The organism is Roseomonas sp. SRI_022, assembly GCF_057586215.1.
Genome location: NZ_JBYCZL010000009.1, coordinates 1 through 16075 on the forward strand (window position 1 = coordinate 1; position 16075 = coordinate 16075).

Below are 16075 nucleotides of genomic sequence, written 5' to 3' on the forward strand. Positions count from 1 at the left end.
TCGCGATGGCCATGGCGGTCGCGCTGCCGTCGCCCGGCGGTTCGGTCGGCGCGAAGAGCGAGGGCGGGCCGGCGAATTGCCGCGCATTCGGCAGGCGACGCTCGATCTCCCCCAGGCGCACGAATTGCGCGGGCGTCATGGCATCGAGCGGCAGGTGGCGCTGCGCCACCTGGCGCAGCCGGTCCGGTTCGTTCAGCAGCGCCCATTCGGCGCGCAGCACCTGGGTGCGCTCGCGCGCCTGTTCGGTGCGGCGGTTGATGTCGCGCAGTTCCCGGTCGAGTTCCGATACCGAATGCTTGACCTGGTACAGGTAAAGGCCCGCACCGGCGGCGGCGCAAAGCGTGACGAGGGTCAGGGGGCGGATCATGCGGCCTCCTCCAGTCGTTCCAGGGCGCGCAGGCGAGCCGAGCGCGCGCGGGGATTGGTCGCGGTCTCCGCCTCGGTCGGGCGGAGCGCGCGGGATGTGATCAGGCGGAACCGTGGCGCCGAACGGGATGTGAGCGCGGCGGGATCGTGTCGTGACGCGCCCCCGGACTTGCCCGCGGCCCCGGCCATGAAGCGCTTGGCGATGCGGTCTTCGAGCGAGTGGAAGGCGACGACCACGAGCCGCCCGCCCGGGGCGAGCAGCTTCGCCGCCGCCGCGAGGCCGCGCTCCACTTCGCCCAGTTCGTCGTTCACCGCAAGGCGCAGCGCCTGGAACGAACGCGTCGCGCCGTCGATCCCCGACGGGTCGCGCGGCACCTTGGAGCGCACCAGCGCGGCGAGGTCGCCGGTGGTGGTGAAGGGCTGTTCCTTGCGGCGTTCGACGATGGCGCGGGCGATGCGGCGGGCGAAACGTTCCTCGCCGAGATGGAACAGGATGTCGGCGAGCTCGGCCTCGGAGCGGGTGTTAACGAGGTCGGCGGCGGAGGGGCCGTCCTTTTCCATGCGCATGTCGAGCGGGCCGTCGGCGCGGAAGGAGAAGCCGCGTTCCGCCTCGTCGAGCTGGAAGGAGGAGACGCCGAGATCCATCACGACGCCGTCGAGCGCCGTCACGCCATGCGCGGCGAGGTGTTCGAGCATGTCCCCGAAACGACCTTCGATCAGGCGCAGCCGGGGCGCATAGCGCGCTGCGAGCGCGGCACCTCGGGCGATGGCATCCGGGTCGCGATCCATGGCGAACAGCGTGCAACCCGGCGCGGAGTCGAGGATAGCCGCGGCATAGCCGCCACCGCCGAATGTGCAGTCGAGATAGGTCGCGTCATCGCGCAGGGCGAGGCTGGCGAGGACTTCGCCCAGCATGACGGGGAGGTGGCCGGTCATGCCGCGCCCCCTTCCGTGCTGCGGGCGGGGGAGGGAAGCGTCAGGCGGAAGTCACGCGCGCGGGCGCGGGCGTCGCGGATGTGGGTGGCGGCGCGTTCGGGGTCCCAGATCTGGAAGCACTGGTTGGCGCCGAGGAAGGTGATGCCTTCGGACAGGCCGGCTTCCTCGATCAGGTCGTCGGAGAGCACGAGCCGGCCTTCGCCATCCGGCCGCGCGGGCTGGGCCAGGGCGAAGAGCGCACCGGCGAGGTTTTCCGAGGCGTCGGAGAAGATGTCGAGGCTGCTGTGCCCGGCCGAAAGCGCGGCGAAGGCGGGGGCTGGCCAGACTTCGATGCAGGGATGGCGGAAGGAGGGGAAGAGCACGATGTCGCCGGTGCCCAGGGCCTCGAGGACAGCGCGGAACGAGGCGGGAACCGAGATGCGGCCCTTCTTGTCCAACTTGCCCTTGTGCGTGCCCAGGAACTGGGTCATCGCCCCCCGCTGACGGCCCCGCGATGCCGCAAATGAAACCTGTTCCGTTCCGGCTCAGCGGCCGGCGAGGCCCCCCGACCCCGCCGGCTCGCCCGACCATCCCGCTCCGTGACCCTCTCGCCCCCCCGAGCGTCCTGGGTCTCTCACGGGATGACATGGGATAACATGGGAAATCGCGGGACAGCAAGGGTGAAAGAATCTTTCGATATCGATGTGTTGCACGAAAAACATCATGATTACTGACGCTTAAAGACGCAGCCTGAATCATCGATGGAGGAAAGGCGAGCGGTTTCGTTGCCCTCGCCGCGCTGATGCCGCGGACCGCGGTCCGCAAGGCGCTGAACAGGCCGCCATGACCCGTCGGAAACAGCGGCCCGATGCCCGCATCGGGCCAGAGCGCACAGCGCGACCGCGCCCAGACTGCCCGCTGCCCCCGGCGCAACAGCGCAGGGCGCGAAGGCAAGGCCGGCGGATGCCGGCCGCCCGCCGTTTGAGGGACATACAAAAACTCACGGGCTCGCCGCCTTGCGGCGGCGAGCCCGTGGAGAAGCGTCAGACGGCCTGTAAGCCGGGTTCTGTCCAGCCCGTTGCCGGGCCTGTGCGGCCATTCCTCTGGAGCCCGCATCGCTGCGGGCTTCGCGCGGCCAACCCGGGTGGAAGGGCGGGACCGCCCCTGCGACGACGCCTTGCGGCGCCTCGCCGTCCACCCCTATTCGGCCTTGCTCCCGGTGGGGTTTGCCGTGCCGCCGCCGTTGCCGGAAGCGCGGTGGGCTCTTACCCCACCGTTTCACCCTTGCCCGAAAGTCTCGCGACGTCCGGGCGGTCTGTTCTCTGTGGCACTTTCCCTGGGGTCGCCCCCGCCGGTCGTTGACCGGCACCGTAGTCCCGTGGAGCCCGGACTTTCCTCCAGCCCGCGATCGCTCGCGGACCAGCGGCCGCCCAGCCGTCTGACGCCGCGCCGGGTGTGCGCCGCACGGTGGCCGGCCGTCAAGCGGCCTCGGCGGCGCGCGCGCGCATCCAGTCCCACAACAACTGCGCCGGCTGGCGCAGCGGCCCGGCGGCCTTGGCGAGGTGATGGGCGCGCGGCCCCGGCGCGGAGAAGGGATGCGCATAGACCAGGCGCCCTTCCGCGATCTCGCGATCGGCGAGGTCGCCGCGCGTCAGCGCTAGGCCCATCCCAGCCGCGGCGGCCTCCAGCGTCAGGTTGAAGTCGCTGAAGACGGGGCCGTTGGTCGGCGGCGGGCCGCGCCAGCCCGCCGCCTCCAGCCAGGCGGCCCAGTGGTCGCGATTGACGTCGAAGATCAGTGGCAGGCGCTCGGCGATGGCGCGGATCGACGGCGTGCCGCGCAGCCTGAAGGCGGGCGAGCGCACCGGGCGCAGCGTCTCCGGCCGCAGCAGCGTGGCGTCGAGCCCCGGCCAGGGCGGAATGCCGTGGCGGACCAGGAAGTCGAGGCCGTGGCGCTGCGGGTCCTGCAATTCCATCGTCGCCACGACATCGACGCGGATGGTGGGATGGGCGGCGTGGAAGTCCGGCAGGCGCGGCAGCAGCCAGCGCGCCGCGAAGGTCGGCACCACGCCGATGCGCACCTCGGCCGTCGCATCCTGGGCGCGGCGCCGGCGCGCGGCGGCGCGGCGCGTCGCGTCCTCGATGCCGGCGACCAGCGGCGCGACCTCCGCATGATAGCGGCGGGCGAGGACCGTCGGTTCCGTCCCGCGCGGGCCGCGCCGGAACAGCGGCGCGCCGAGCATCGCCTCAAGCGCTGCAATGTGCCGGCTGACGGCGCCGTGGGTCAGGCCGAGCATCACGCCCGCCTGGCCGAAGCTACCGGCGCGCAGCGCGGCGTCGAAGGCGCGGAGCTGTTCCATGCTGGGCAGGCGGGACGGGCGCATGGTCGTGAGTATTCCTCACATCAGCCGTGAATGCGAGGCGCTTCCGCGAGCCATGCCGTGTGCGCAAAGCTTCAGGTACGGCGCATCCACAACCCCGCGCCGCAGGAGCAGACCATGTCCGTCGAACGCATCGCCAACCCCCTCCGGACCGCAGGGCTTCCGGCCAGGCCCGTCACGACCGACGCGCCGGGGCCGTTGATGCGCCTGTGGTTCACGGTGGTGGACGCGATGGAGCGCCGCCGGGCATCCCGACTGATCGGGGAGATGGACGATCGCATGCTGCGCGACATCGGCATCGATCGCGGCGACGCCCAGCGCGCGATCCGGCATGGGCGTGAGCATGCGGCGCCGGTGTTGCCGTGGTGGGACCGGTGATGCGCGGGCGCCGCTACCGCAGCAGCACCTGAAGGCCGGGCCAGCGGCTGCGCCAGCCCTTGGCGGCGATGCGGGCCCGCATCGCCGCCGGATCCGCGCGATGCGCCGGCGTCGGGCGTGCGACCAGCGCGAAAAGGTCGGCGAGGCCATGCGGGGCGAGGATCTCGACCCCCGCGGGGCCGAGCCGCGCGGCGATCGCCGTCGCCGTCTCCGGCCAATGCGCCAGCGCATCGGCGACGTCGCGATAGGGCGCATGGCGGTTGCGGACATGCATGCGCGCCTGGTTCGTCACCGACCAGGGCAGGCCGGGTGCCGCGGCACAGAGCGCGGCTTCCGCCGCTTCGTCCCGCGTTGCTGAGGCATCCACCGCATCGTGGAACACAACGTCGAGATCGGCCGGCGGGATCGCGTCCGGATCGCGCCTGCTCAGCGCATCCCACACCGCGTTGCGCAGGAAGCCCGCGCCGATCCACGCCCCGGGCGGGCCATGCACGGCGACCGTCGCGAGCGGCGCCAGCATCGACGGCTGGCCGGCGACGTAACGGGCGAGGTCGGCCGCATCGCGCATCGCCTCAGCGGCACAGCGCGGCGACGGCCGCGACCCGCGCCCGCGTCGCGTCATCGGCGACGCCGTCCGCCCGGCCCGGCAGCCAATGCCGCTGGAAGGCCGTCAGCAACACGGAAAGCGGCAGGTCGGTGCGGTAGCCGATGGCGCCGAGCAAGCGCAGCGTATCATCGGGCGGCGCGGGTGCCGGGTCCGATGACGGCCACAGCCCGACGCCATTCGCCGCGAGGCCCTGCCAGTCGAACAGCTCGCCCGGATCCTCCTTGCGGTCGGGGGCGATGTCGCTGTGCGCGACCACGTTGCGCGCCGGGATCGGATGCCGGCCGAGGATGTCGAGGCAGAGGTCGCAGACCGCGGCCATCTGCAGCGCGGGGAAGTCGCGATAGCCCCATTCATGGCCGGGATTGACGATCTCGATGCCGATGGAGCGGCCGTTCAGCGCCTCCGCCCCGCGCCAATGCGACACGCCGGCATGAGCGGCGCGGCGGTGTTCCGGCACCAGGCGGAAGATGCGGCCATCCTCCTCGACGACATAGTGGGAGGAGACCTTGGCCGCCGGGTCGCGCAAGCGGTCGATCGCCTCGGCGCCGCTGCGCATGCCGGTGTAGTGCAGCACCAGCATGTCGATGGGCAGGCCGGCCGGGCGGTCGTCGTGGTTGGAGCTGGGGGCCTCGATCACGCGAGAGGTCAGAGGCCGCGCTCCCGCTTGATCCTGTCCCAGGCGGCGTTGATTTCCGCCACCTTGGTCGTGGCGCGCTTGACGAATTCATCCGGCACGCCACGCGACGCAAGGCTGTCCGGGTGGTTCTCCCGCATCAACTGCCGCCAGGCGGTGCGGACCTGCTCGTCCGATGCCTCCCGCGTCAGGCCGAGCACCGGATAGGGGTCCTCCATCTGCTGCGCGGACACGCCGCGCGGCGCGCCGCCCTTGGCACGCTGCCACGCCGCGGCGTCGAGGCCGAAGCGGGCATGGATGCCGCGCAGCATGTCGCCCTCGTAGCGCGTCACCGGCCCATCGGCGCGGGCGATGCGCACCAGCGCGGCGAGCACGTCCTCCAGCATCGCCTTGTTGTCGGAAAAGGCCTCGCCGAGCTTCTCCGCGAAGGGTTCCCAGCCCTCGGCGGATTCGCGGGCCTGGTCGAACAGCCGGCCGACATCGCGCAGCCCTTCGTCGGGCACGCGGAACATCTGGCGGAAGGCTTCGATCTCCGCCCGCTTCACCGGCCCGTCCACCTTGGACAGTTTCGCCGCGAGCACCACCACGGCGAAGGAGAACAGGTTTTCCTTGCCGCCCAGCATATGGACCATGTCGGCGGCATTGGGCGGGATGCGGCCGGCGCCGGGAATGGCGCCCTGGTCGGCGGCATGGCCGAGCGCCGCACCCATCATCGCGCCGAACGGCCCGCCCATGGCGAAACCGACCATGCTGCCGAGGATCTTGCCGAAGAAACTCACGCCTGCTGCACCTCTCCAGGCCCGTGCTAGCACGGGCGGGCCGCGATGGGTAACGACGCCCGCGGCGGGGGCGGGGCGGCGCCTTGCCCACCGTCCGGCGTCTCTCTATTGCCTTGGGATTGCGACGGGCCGCGGCAAGGGGGCGTGTTCATGGCGGGTTGGCAGTTCTGGATCGATCGCGGCGGCACCTTCACCGACATCGTTGCCCGCGACCCGGAAGGCCGCCTGTCCACCCGCAAGCTGCTGTCGGAGAATCCGGAACGCTACCGTGACGCTGCCGTGGCCGGCATCCGGGAGACGCTCGGCCTTGCCCCAGGTGCCCCAGTGCCCGAGGGCGTGATCGAAGCGGTGAAGATGGGCACCACCGTCGCCACCAATGCGCTGCTGGAGCGCAAGGGTGAGCGGGTGCTGCTGATCGTCAATCGCGGCTTCGCGGACATGCTGCGCATCGGCAACCAGGCGCGGCCGCGCCTGTTCGACCTTGATGTGCGTTTGCCGGAACTGCTGCATGAACGCGTCGCTGAGATCGGCGGCCGCGTCGCGGTGGATGGCGCCGAGATCGAAGTGCTCGACGAGGATGCCGCGCGCGCCGCTCTGAAGGAAGGCTACGCGGCGGGCATCCGCGCCGTGGCGATCGTACTGATGCATGCCTGGGCGCATCCGGCACATGAACGGCGCATCGGCGCCATCGCGCGGGAGGAAGGCTTCACCCAGGTCTCGCTGAGCCACCAGGCGAGCCCGCTGCCGCGCATCGTCCCGCGCGGCGACACCACGGTGGTGGATGCGTATCTCTCGCCCGTGCTGCGGCGCTACGTCGATCAGGTCGCCTCCGAACTCCCGGGCGTGCGGCTGTACTTCATGCAGTCCAATGGCGGGCTGACCGAGGCGGGCCGCTTCCAGGGCAAGGATGCGATCCTGTCCGGCCCCGCCGGCGGCATCGTCGGCGCGGCGCGCACCGCGGCGATGGGCGGGTTCGACCGCATCATCGGCTTCGACATGGGCGGCACCAGCACCGATGTCGCGCTGTACGCCGGCGAGTTCGAGCGCGCCTTCGAAACCGAGGTCGCGGGCGTGCGCATGCGCGCGCCGATGATGGCGATCAACACGGTCGCGGCCGGCGGCGGATCGATCCTGCATTTCGACGGCGCGCGCATGCGCGTCGGGCCGGACAGCGCGGGCGCCGTGCCGGGGCCGGCCTGTTATCGCCGCGGCGGGCCGCTCGCCGTGACGGACGCGAACGTCATGGTCGGCAAGATCCAACCGAAGCACTTCCCGGCGATCTTCGGCCCGGATGGCGATCAGATGCTGGATGCCGCCATCGTGCGGGAGAAGTTCACCGCGCTGGCCGCCGAGATCGCGGCCGCCACCGGCACGCAGCAGGACCCCCGCCGCGTCGCGGAAGGCTTCCTGCGCATTGCCGTTGCCAACATGGCCAACGCCATCAAGCAGGTCAGCATCCAGAAGGGCCACGACGCCACGCGCTTCGCCCTGCAATGCTTCGGCGGCGCAGGCGGGCAGCATGCCTGCCTGGTCGCCGATGCGCTCGGGATGGAGACGGTCTTCATCCATCCCTTCGCCGGCGTGCTTTCCGCCTATGGCATGGGCCTCGCCGATCAGGCGGCGATCCGCGAAGGCGCGGTGGAAGCACCGTTGTCCCCCGACGGCATGAATGACCTCGCCACGCGATTGGACGCGCTGGTCGACCAGGGCCGCGAGGAACTGGTGCGCCAGGGCGCCGGCGCGTCGCGCCTCAAGGCCGCGCGCCGCCTGCATCTGCGCTACGCCGGCACCGACGCCTTCCTGCCCGTCGTCTTCGGCGACCATGCGACCGTGCTCGCCGCCTTCACGGATGCGCATCGCCGCCGCTTCGGCTTCGCCACCCCCGAACGCCAGGTGATCGTCGAAGCCTGCATCGCCGAGGTCACCATGCCCGGCGAGCGCGTCGTCGAACCCACCCTGCCGGCGCGCGGCGATGGCGCACCGGCGCCGATCGACACGGTCGAGATGTGGTCCGACGGCGCCGCCCATGCCGCGCCGCTGTTCGACCGTGGCGCGCTGCTGGTGGGCGACCGGATCCCCGGCCCCGCCCTGATCCGCGAGGCGATCGCCACCACCGTGGTCGAGCCCGGCTGGACGGCGGAACTCACCGCGCTCGATCACCTGGTGTTGCGGCGGACATCGCCGCGCGCAGCGGCATTGGCGGCGACGAGCGACCGGCCCGATCCGGTGATGCTCGAACTGTTCAACAACCTGTTCATGAACGTCGCCGAGCAGGCGGGCGCGGTGCTGCAGAACACCTCGCTCTCGGTGAACATCAAGGAGAGGCTCGACTTCTCCTGCGCCATCTTCGACGCGCAGGGCTATCTGGTGGCGAACGCGCCGCACGTGCCGGTGCATCTCGGCGCAATGGGCGAAAGCGTGCGCACCGTCATCCGGTCCCGCAGCACGACGCTGAAGCCGGGCGACGTGGTGGCGCTGAACAACCCGTCCAATGGTGGCACGCATCTGCCCGACATCACCGTCATCACGCCGGTCTTCGACGAAGCAGGGCGAGAGGTCCTGTTCTTCGTCGGCAGCCGTGGCCATCACGCCGACATTGGCGGCCTGACGCCGGGCTCGACCCCGCCGGGATCGAGGGCGCTGGAGGAGGAAGGCGTCGTCATCGACGACTTCCTGCTGGTCGATGGCGGCACCATCCGCGAGACCGAGTTCCGCGCCATCCTCGCCGGCGCGAAGTATCCCGCCCGCAGCCCGGACGTGAACGTCGCCGACATCAAGGCGCAGGTCGCCTCCAACGAGAAGGCGGTGCAGGAGCTGCAACGCGCCGTCGCGGAATTCGGCCTGGCGACCGTGCGCGCCTACATGAAGCATGTGATGGACAATGCTGAGGAATCCGTCCGCCGCGTACTCGAACGCCTGCCCGACGGCACCTTCGAGACCACCATCGACGACGGCACGCCGCTCAAGGTCGCGGTGCGCGTGGACCACGCCAACCGTCGCGCGGTGATCGACTTCACCGGCACCGGCCCGCAGCGACCCGACAATTTCAACGCGCCAAGCGCCGTCTGCCGCGCCGTGGTGCTCTACTGCTTCCGCTGCCTGGTGGGGGAGGACATCCCGCTCAACGACGGCTGCCTCAAGCCTCTGGAGATCGTCATCCCCGAGGGCACGTTCCTTTCGCCCCGTCCGGGTGCCGCGGTCGTTGCGGGCAACACCGAGGTCAGCCAGATGACCTGCAACGCCGTGCTCGCCGCGCTCGACGCCTGCGCCTCGGCCCAGGCGACGATGAACAACGTCCTGTTTGGCGACGCGACCTACCAGTATTACGAGACAGTCTGCGGCGGCATCGGCGCCGGCCCAGGCTTCAACGGCACCGGCCCGGTGCAGACCCACATGACCAACACGCGCATGACCGACTCGGAGATCCTGGAACTCCGCTACCCCGTGCGGCTCGAGGAATTCTCGATCCGCCGCGGCTCCGGCGGCGCCGGTCAGTGGCGCGGCGGCGACGGGTCGCGCCGTCGCATCCGCTTCCTGCGCCCGATGGAAGCAGTCATCGTCGCTTCCCGCCGCACCGTCGCACCGCACGGCCTGCACGGCGGGGCGGATGGCGCGGCCGGGCGGCAATGGGTCGAACGCGGCGATGGCAGGGTCGAGACGCTGAAGGGCAGCGACCGCGCCAGCCTCGCCCCCGGCGATGTCTTCGGCCTCGAGACGCCCGGCGGTGGTGGATGGGGGGCGGCGACCGGGTGAGGAAGCGCTTCCTCCTCCTGCTGTTGCTGCCCATCGCGCTGCTGCTGGCGGCGTGGTTCGGGCCGCGCCTGTTCGACTGGGAAGCGCAGCGCGGCCGCGTCGCCGCCATCGCTTCCGCCCGGCTTGGCCGTCCCGTCACCGTGGAAGGCCCGCTGCGCGTCACGCTGTTGCCGCAGCCGATGCTGGAAGCCGATGCGGTCCGCGTCGGGGAGGAAGATGGCGAGACACTCGGCGTCGCCGCGCGGGTGCTGCGGCTGCGGCTCGGCCTCACGCCGCTGCTGTCCGGGCGGCTGGAACCGCGCGACCTCGTGCTGGTCGGCGCCGAGATCCGCCTGCCATGGCCGCCCGCGAGCATCGGCGCGCTGCGCCCGCCGCCCTGGCTGACCGGCTTCGACGCCCGCATCGAGGACAGCCGCATCGAGGTCGGCGGCGTCGTGCTGGATGGCGTCTCGGCGCGGCTCGCCGCACCCGGCCCGCTCGATGCCATCCGAACCGAGGGCAGCTTCACCTGGCGCGGCGGCGCGGCGCGCTTCGAGGCAGTGCTGGGGCGGCCGGGCTTCGATGGCGTGGCGACGCTCGACCTGTCGGTCGCGGCGCAGGGCGCGGCCGTCTCGGCACGCGGCGCCCTGGTCGCGGAAGGCGGCTTCGAGGGGCGCATCGAGGCCTCGGGCAGCGACCTTGCCCTGCTGATGGCTGCCCCGTCCGGCCCCTTCCGCGCCACCGGGCGCGTCAGCGTGACCGGAGAGGTGGCGGCGGCCGACGACCTGGCACTCGACCTCGGCGGCGTGACAGGGCGCGGGGCCACGACCTTCCGCTTCCGCCCGGAACCGCGGCTCGACATCGCGCTGGCGCTGGCGCGGATCGACCTCGACGCCTGGATCGCTGCGCTGCGCGGCGCACAGAGCCCGCCGCTGCCGGTCGGGCTCGACCTTTCGGCCGAGGTGGCATCCTTTCGCGGCCAAACCATCCGGCGGCTGCGCGGCGGCGTGTTCCGCGAGGGCGAGCGGATCACCCTGACCGACATTTCCGCCGTGCTGCCCGGGGAGGCGGAGATCGAGGCGGCAGGCGCGACCGCCGGGGATCGGCTGGAACTCGCCCTGCGCTTCACCGGCCCGAGCCTGCGCGCCACCATCGCCGCCTTCGGCCTGCCGGTGGATCGGTTCGACCCGTCCCGGCTGCGCGCCTTCGATGGGCGGGCGCGGCTGGTGCTGGAAGCGACGCAACTCGGCGTGCCGGAACTCGCCGCCACGCTGGATGGCGCGCGGGTCAGCGGTGCCGGGGTGTATCGCTTCGGCGCAAGGCCGGCGCTCGGCCTGGGGCTGACGGTGGATCGGCTGGTGCTGGATGGGCTGCTGTCGCCGGCGGAGGACTGGGCGCTGCTGCTGCGCGGTGGTGCGGCGATCGACGCCAATCTGCGCCTGGCGGCCGAGACGGTGGTCTGGGGCGGCGTGACCGCCGCGCGTGCCGCGATCGACGCGGTGATGGAAAGCGGACGCATCGGCCTGCGGCGCGCCTCCGCGCAGATCGGCGGGGCGGATGTGACGCTGGCCGGCAGCCTCGCGACGGGTGCGGCGCCGCGCTTCGGCGACCTGGTGCTGGAGGTCGCCGGCGCTTCCGCCGCCGGGCTGGCGACCATGGCCGCGCCGCTGGCCGCGCTGCCGGATGCCTTGGCCGCGCAGCCGCTGCGCCTGCGCGTCACCGGCGGCGGGCCGTCCGACGCCTTGGCGCTGGCGGCCGAGGGCGAACTCGGCGAACTGCGCTTCGACGGCCAGACGACGCTGAACCTGACCCAGGGCCGCCTCACCGGCAACCTGACGCTGCGTCACCCCGGCGCGCCGCGCCTCGCCGTGCTGCTCGGCGCGCGGGAACGGCCGGACTGGCTGGGGGAGGGGTCCTTCTCCCTGATCGCGACGCTGGCCGGTGGGGCGGCCGGGGTGTCGGCGGAAAATCTCGACCTGGTCGCGGGGGGGCTGCGTGCGCGGGGTCAGCTCGCCGTCGCGCTTGATGCCGTGCGGCCGCGCCTGACCGGGCGGCTGGCGGCGGAACGGCTGCCGCTGCCGGACCTTTCGCTGCGCGACAATGATCCGCTTGGCTTCGGGGTGCTCGGCGCCTTCGATGCGGAACTCGCGGTCGAGGCCGCCGAACTCATCGCCCCGGACCTTCCCGCGCTGAATGACGTGGCCGCCAGGCTGCGGCTGGATGGCGGCAGGCTGGCGCTGGAGGAGATCCGCGCCCGGCTCGGCGGTGGGGCGCTGGAAGGCACGCTTGGCCTCGATGTGGCGGCCGTGCCGCCGGTGTTGTCGGCCTCGCTGGGGCTGACCGGGGCGGCGCTGACGCGGCCTCTGTTCGGCCTGCCGATCGACATGGCCTCGGGACGGGTCGAGGCGCAGGGGCGCTTCACCGCGACCGGGCACGCCCCTGCCGCACTGCTCGGCAGCCTGTCCGGGGAAGGCCGCTTCGCGCTGGTCGATGGCGTGCTGGCCGGCGTCGCGCTGCGCGAGGTGGTGAATGCCGCGGCCATCGAGGATTCAGCCCAGGCCGAAGCGGGCATGCGCGAGGCTCTGGCCGGCGGCGCCACCGCGCTGGAACGCCTGGAAGGCGGCTGGCGCGCCGCTGCCGGCGTGGTGACGCTGGATGGCGTGCGCATCGCCGGGGAAGGCGGCGTTTCCGGCGCAATCGAAGGCAGCCTCGACCTGCGGCGCGAGACGGTGGATCTGCGCTTCACGGTCCAGCCGCCACCGGCCGAAGCGCCCGCCGTGGCGCTGCGCGTGACCGGGCCCGCCGACGCGCCGCGGCGGCAGCCGGAACTGGCGGATTGGGCGCGCTGGCGGGCGACGCAGTGACGCGCGCCTCAGAGGTCCAGAATGGGGATGAACCCTGACGCGATGAGTCGCTTCCCGTCGAAGATCGGCTCCTCGCCCGCCATCTGCATGCGCGGGTCGGCCATGGCCGCCGCCAGGCCCTTGTCCCGCGTCTCCTTGTCGGGCCATTCGGTCCAGGAGAGGACGACCGCCTCACCGTGCTGAAGCCGCATCGCCTGCGCGAAGGTGGTCATCATGGCCGGTGTCCGGTCGGCGAGGTCCTCGCGCGCATCGGCCCCGTGATACTGGCTGTCGTCGCCCGACGCATCGTCGATCCAGCACTCGACGATGCGCAGCGCGCCGTATTCCTTGAGGATCGCACCTGTCCGCCTGCCCAGGGCGATGAAGGCTTCCCTCCGCTGCGCGGGAACGGGAGCGAGATATCCATCGACGTAGGTCACGACGCACACCTCACCTTCAGGGTGGTCGGTTGGCCGGTCACCGCCCTTCGAAGGACGGCGCGCGCTTCTCCAGCATCGAGTCCACCGCCTCGCGATGGTCGCGCGTGCCGTGGGCGAGCGCCTGGTAGGCCGCCGACATTTCCAGCAGCGAGGACAGGCGCATGTGCTGGCTCTCGCGCAGCAGGCGCTTGGTCAGGCGTACCGCCTGGGGTGGGTTCACCGCGATCCGCGCGGCCATCTCGCGTGCCGCGGGCAGCAGCTGGTCGGGGGCGACGACCTTCGACACCAGGCCGCAGGCCAGCGCCTCGGCCGGGTTGATCGCGTCGCCGGTCAGCGACATCTCCAGCGCCTTCGACATGCCGACGACCTTCGGCAGCAGATAGGCCCCGCCATCGCCCGGCACGATGCCGACCTTCACGAAGGATTCCGCGAAGCGCGCGGTTTCCGATGCGAGGCGAATGTCGCACATGCAGGCAAGATCGAGCCCCGCGCCGATTGCCGGGCCGTTGATCGCGGCGATGGTGGGCACGTCCATCTCATACAGCGCGAGCGGGATCATCTGGATGCCGAAGCGGTAGGATTCCCGCATCTCGGCGCCGGTGTCGCCCTTGGTGATGCCGGTGCGGTCGCGCATGCCCTTGAGGTCGCCGCCGGCGCAGAAGGATGTGCCGGCGCCGGTCACGATCACCACGCGCACATCGCCGTCGCGATTCAGCGCGCGGCAGGCATCGGCGACCTCGGCGCATTCCTCGGCCGAGGAGATCGCGTTGCGCTTCTCCGGCCGGTTCAGCGTCAGCGTCACGACATGTCCGTCGCGGTCGATCTTCAGGAAGTCGGTCATGCGGCGGGTTCCTCGTCGCGGTCGGTGATGAAGGTCCAGAGCGGGCCTTGCGTGCCCTGCACAAGCGCGCCGAGGCGCGCGGACCAGAAGCGTTCGGTGCCGCCTTCCTCGCGCCAGGACCACAGGCGGCGCGTCAGGTGATGCAGTGAATGTTCCTCGGTGATGCCCATGGCGGCGAGCACCTGGTGGGCGATGGCCGCACCCTTCGCGGCGGCCTCCCCGGCGGTGACCTTGGCGCAGCCGATCTCGAAGGCGGCGCCGGCCACGCCACGCCGGTCGGCTGCACGCGCGGCGGCAGCGGCGGCGACCGAGACGGCGGAGGTCTCCGCCGCGAAGACCGCCAATTGCTGCTGCACCGCCTGGAAGCGCCCGATTGGCCGCCCGAACTGCTTGCGGGTATTGGCGTGCTCGACGGCGAGCGCCAGCGCGGCAGACATCGCACCGGCGATCTGCGCGGCACGCAGCAGGGCGGTGACGGACAGCGCGGCCTCGGCACCCCAGGCATTGGGCAGCGTACCCTCGGCGATCGGCGCGCCGGTGATCTCCGGCAGGTCGCGCGCCTCCCGCGCGGTGTTGGTTCCTTCACGCCAGCGCAACGCGGCGGCGGAATACAGCGCGACGCGCGCACCGTCGACCAGCGCGACATGCGCGGCGTGGCGCCCCCAGGGCACGGCGGCACCGGTGGCGGCGAAGGTCAGCACGCCGCCCGGCGCTTCGATCCCGGCGGCCGACAGCAGCGCAGCGGCGCCGATGCCTTCCGCCAGAGGCACAGGCGCTCCGGCGCGGCCCAGTGCCTCCAGCAGCGGCACGATGTCGAGGAAGCCGAGCCCGGCGCCACCGCGATCCTCCGGCATCAGCGCGGCGGCAAGGCCGAGGTCCTGCACCGTATCCCAGATGCTGTCCGGAAACGCGCCGTCCTCGACGCGGCGTAGCGTCTCGACGCCGCCCGCATCGTCCAGCGCGCGGGTCGCCTGCTCGGCGAGTTCCACCCCGATCGAATCAGCCATCACCGCAGCCCCAATTCGCGCGCGATGATGCCGCGCATGATTTCCCGCGTGCCGCCACGCAACGAGAAGGTCGGCACGATCTGCGTCAGGTAGGCATGCATGCGCCGCATCTCCTCGGGCATCGCATCCGTGTCGATCACGTCGCGCATGCGGTCCGGCAGGCCCTGTTCGAAGTCGTTGCCGAGGTCCTTCACCAGCGCCGCCTGGCGCAGCGGGTCCTCGCCTTCCTGCAGCATGCCGGCGACGGCGGTGGACATGGACCGCAGCGTCCACAGCCGAGCGACCTGGCGGCCGAGCGTCGCCGCGGCAGCGGGGTCGTCGCGCAGTGCCGCGATCCCTGCTTCCAGCAGCGGGTGGGACGACATGTAGCGATCCGGCCCAGACCGTTCGAAGGCCAGCTCACTCGTCGCCTGCGCCCAGCCCGCGCCCTCCTGCCCGACCAGCGCGTCCTCGGGCAGCATGACGTCGTCGAAGGTGATCTCGTTGAAGCCTTTCTCGCCGACCAGGTCGCGGATCGGGCGGATGGTCACGCCCGGCGCCTTGAGGTCCACCAGCACCTGCGACAGGCCCTGGTGCTTCGACCCGCCTTCCGGCGCAGGTGAGGTCCGCACCAGCGCGATCATCCAGTCGCAGAGATGGCCGAAGGTGGTCCAGATCTTCCGCCCATTCAGCTTCCACCCGCCATCGACGCGATCCGCCCGCGTGCGCAGCGATGCGAGGTCCGATCCGGAATCCGGTTCCGACAGCCCGATGCAGAAGGCGTATTCGCCCGTGGTGATCTTCGGCAGGAACTTCTGCCGCTGCGCCTCGGTGCCCAGGCGCAGGATCAGCGGGCCGGATTGGCGGTCCCCGATCCAATGCGCGCCGACCGGCGCGCCGGCGGCGAGCATTTCCTCCAGCACGATGTTGCGATCGAGGAAGCTGCGCTCGCCCCCGCCATACGGCTTCGGCCAGCACATGCCGATCCAGCCCTTGGCACCGACCGCGCGAGTGAAGTCGCGGTCGAAGCCCATCCAGGACCGGGCGCGGACGTCGGGTGTCCATTTCCCTTCATGCTCGGCGATGAAGGCGCGGACCTCGGTGCGCAGGGCGGTGGCCCCTGGCGGCGGGTCTCGAAGGTCGAAGCGCAATCCGGTCATGGCGTTTACTCCCGCC

The 16075-nt window shown here is 71.8% G+C and carries 14 protein-coding genes and 1 other RNA gene; 3 read left to right on the forward strand and 12 right to left on the reverse strand.

Annotation, left to right across the window (positions count from 1 at the left end; all coding sequences use genetic code 11):
• The 5 genes from ftsL to AC2YHJ_RS10720 form a co-directional block, all read right to left on the reverse strand.
• The coding region (gene ftsL, locus AC2YHJ_RS10700; protein ID WP_487395911.1) for a cell division protein FtsL at positions 1 to 367 on the reverse strand (367 nt) is incomplete at its 3' end.
• Positions 364 to 1302 (reverse strand): 16S rRNA (cytosine(1402)-N(4))-methyltransferase RsmH, encoded by a 939-nt coding sequence (gene rsmH, locus AC2YHJ_RS10705; RefSeq protein WP_487395912.1) that lies wholly within the window; start codon positions 1300 to 1302, stop codon positions 364 to 366. The genes rsmH and ftsL, both read right to left, overlap by 4 nt.
• Positions 1299 to 1772, reverse strand: coding sequence for a division/cell wall cluster transcriptional repressor MraZ (locus AC2YHJ_RS10710; RefSeq protein ID WP_487395913.1), 474 nt, complete (start codon positions 1770 to 1772; stop codon positions 1299 to 1301). Before AC2YHJ_RS10710 ends, rsmH begins: the two co-directional genes overlap by 4 nt.
• Before the next feature lie 548 nt (positions 1773 to 2320).
• Positions 2321 to 2723: RNase P RNA component class A (rnpB, locus tag AC2YHJ_RS10715), an RNA gene on the reverse strand.
• A gap of 36 nt (positions 2724 to 2759) precedes the next feature.
• Entirely contained in the window at positions 2760 to 3662 is a 903-nt protein-coding gene (locus tag AC2YHJ_RS10720) for a LysR substrate-binding domain-containing protein (RefSeq protein WP_487395914.1), read from the reverse strand.
• 114 nt (positions 3663 to 3776) lie between these two features.
• On the opposite strand from AC2YHJ_RS10720, the gene AC2YHJ_RS10725 reads away from it, so the two are divergent.
• Complete coding sequence (locus tag AC2YHJ_RS10725) at positions 3777 to 4037, forward strand: DUF1127 domain-containing protein (protein ID WP_487395916.1); 261 nt, start codon at positions 3777 to 3779, stop codon at positions 4035 to 4037.
• Positions 4038 to 4050: 13 nt separating this feature from the next.
• Here AC2YHJ_RS10725 and AC2YHJ_RS10730 read toward each other — a convergent pair whose 3' ends face one another.
• From AC2YHJ_RS10730 to AC2YHJ_RS10740, 3 genes are read right to left on the reverse strand one after another with little or no spacing between them, the layout of a single operon-like run.
• Complete coding sequence (locus tag AC2YHJ_RS10730) at positions 4051 to 4659, reverse strand: nucleotidyltransferase family protein (RefSeq protein ID WP_487395917.1); 609 nt, start codon at positions 4657 to 4659, stop codon at positions 4051 to 4053.
• Complete coding sequence (locus AC2YHJ_RS10735; RefSeq protein ID WP_487395919.1) at positions 4610 to 5281, reverse strand: N-acetylmuramoyl-L-alanine amidase; 672 nt, start codon at positions 5279 to 5281, stop codon at positions 4610 to 4612. The genes AC2YHJ_RS10730 and AC2YHJ_RS10735 overlap by 50 nt, the downstream gene beginning before the upstream one ends.
• Positions 5282 to 5289: 8 nt before the next feature.
• Complete coding sequence (locus AC2YHJ_RS10740; RefSeq protein ID WP_487395921.1) at positions 5290 to 6057, reverse strand: TerB family tellurite resistance protein; 768 nt, start codon at positions 6055 to 6057, stop codon at positions 5290 to 5292.
• Between the two features lie 150 nt (positions 6058 to 6207).
• On the opposite strand from AC2YHJ_RS10740, the gene AC2YHJ_RS10745 reads away from it, so the two are divergent.
• On the forward strand, positions 6208 to 9810 hold the full coding sequence (locus AC2YHJ_RS10745; protein WP_487395922.1) for a hydantoinase B/oxoprolinase family protein: 3603 nt from the start codon (positions 6208 to 6210) through the stop codon (positions 9808 to 9810).
• Positions 9807 to 12653 (forward strand): AsmA family protein, encoded by a 2847-nt coding sequence (locus tag AC2YHJ_RS10750; RefSeq protein WP_487395924.1) that lies wholly within the window; start codon positions 9807 to 9809, stop codon positions 12651 to 12653. The genes AC2YHJ_RS10745 and AC2YHJ_RS10750 overlap by 4 nt, the downstream gene beginning before the upstream one ends.
• A gap of 8 nt (positions 12654 to 12661) precedes the next feature.
• Here the strand turns inward: AC2YHJ_RS10750 and AC2YHJ_RS10755 are convergent, their stop codons facing one another.
• Genes AC2YHJ_RS10755 through AC2YHJ_RS10770 form a run of 4 tightly spaced genes read right to left on the reverse strand, consistent with a single transcriptional unit; the run spans position 12662 to position 16059 of the window.
• Entirely contained in the window at positions 12662 to 13072 is a 411-nt protein-coding gene (locus AC2YHJ_RS10755; RefSeq protein WP_487395925.1) for a DUF1428 domain-containing protein, read from the reverse strand.
• Between the two features lie 37 nt (positions 13073 to 13109).
• Positions 13110 to 13913, reverse strand: coding sequence for a crotonase/enoyl-CoA hydratase family protein (locus AC2YHJ_RS10760; protein ID WP_487395927.1), 804 nt, complete (start codon positions 13911 to 13913; stop codon positions 13110 to 13112).
• Complete coding sequence (locus tag AC2YHJ_RS10765) at positions 13910 to 14920, reverse strand: acyl-CoA dehydrogenase family protein (RefSeq protein ID WP_487395928.1); 1011 nt, start codon at positions 14918 to 14920, stop codon at positions 13910 to 13912. Before AC2YHJ_RS10765 ends, AC2YHJ_RS10760 begins: the two co-directional genes overlap by 4 nt.
• A complete protein-coding gene (locus AC2YHJ_RS10770; protein WP_487395930.1) occupies positions 14920 to 16059 on the reverse strand; it encodes an acyl-CoA dehydrogenase family protein in 1140 nt (379 codons plus the stop codon). Before AC2YHJ_RS10770 ends, AC2YHJ_RS10765 begins: the two co-directional genes overlap by 1 nt.
• Positions 16060 to 16075: the final 16 nt, after the last annotated feature.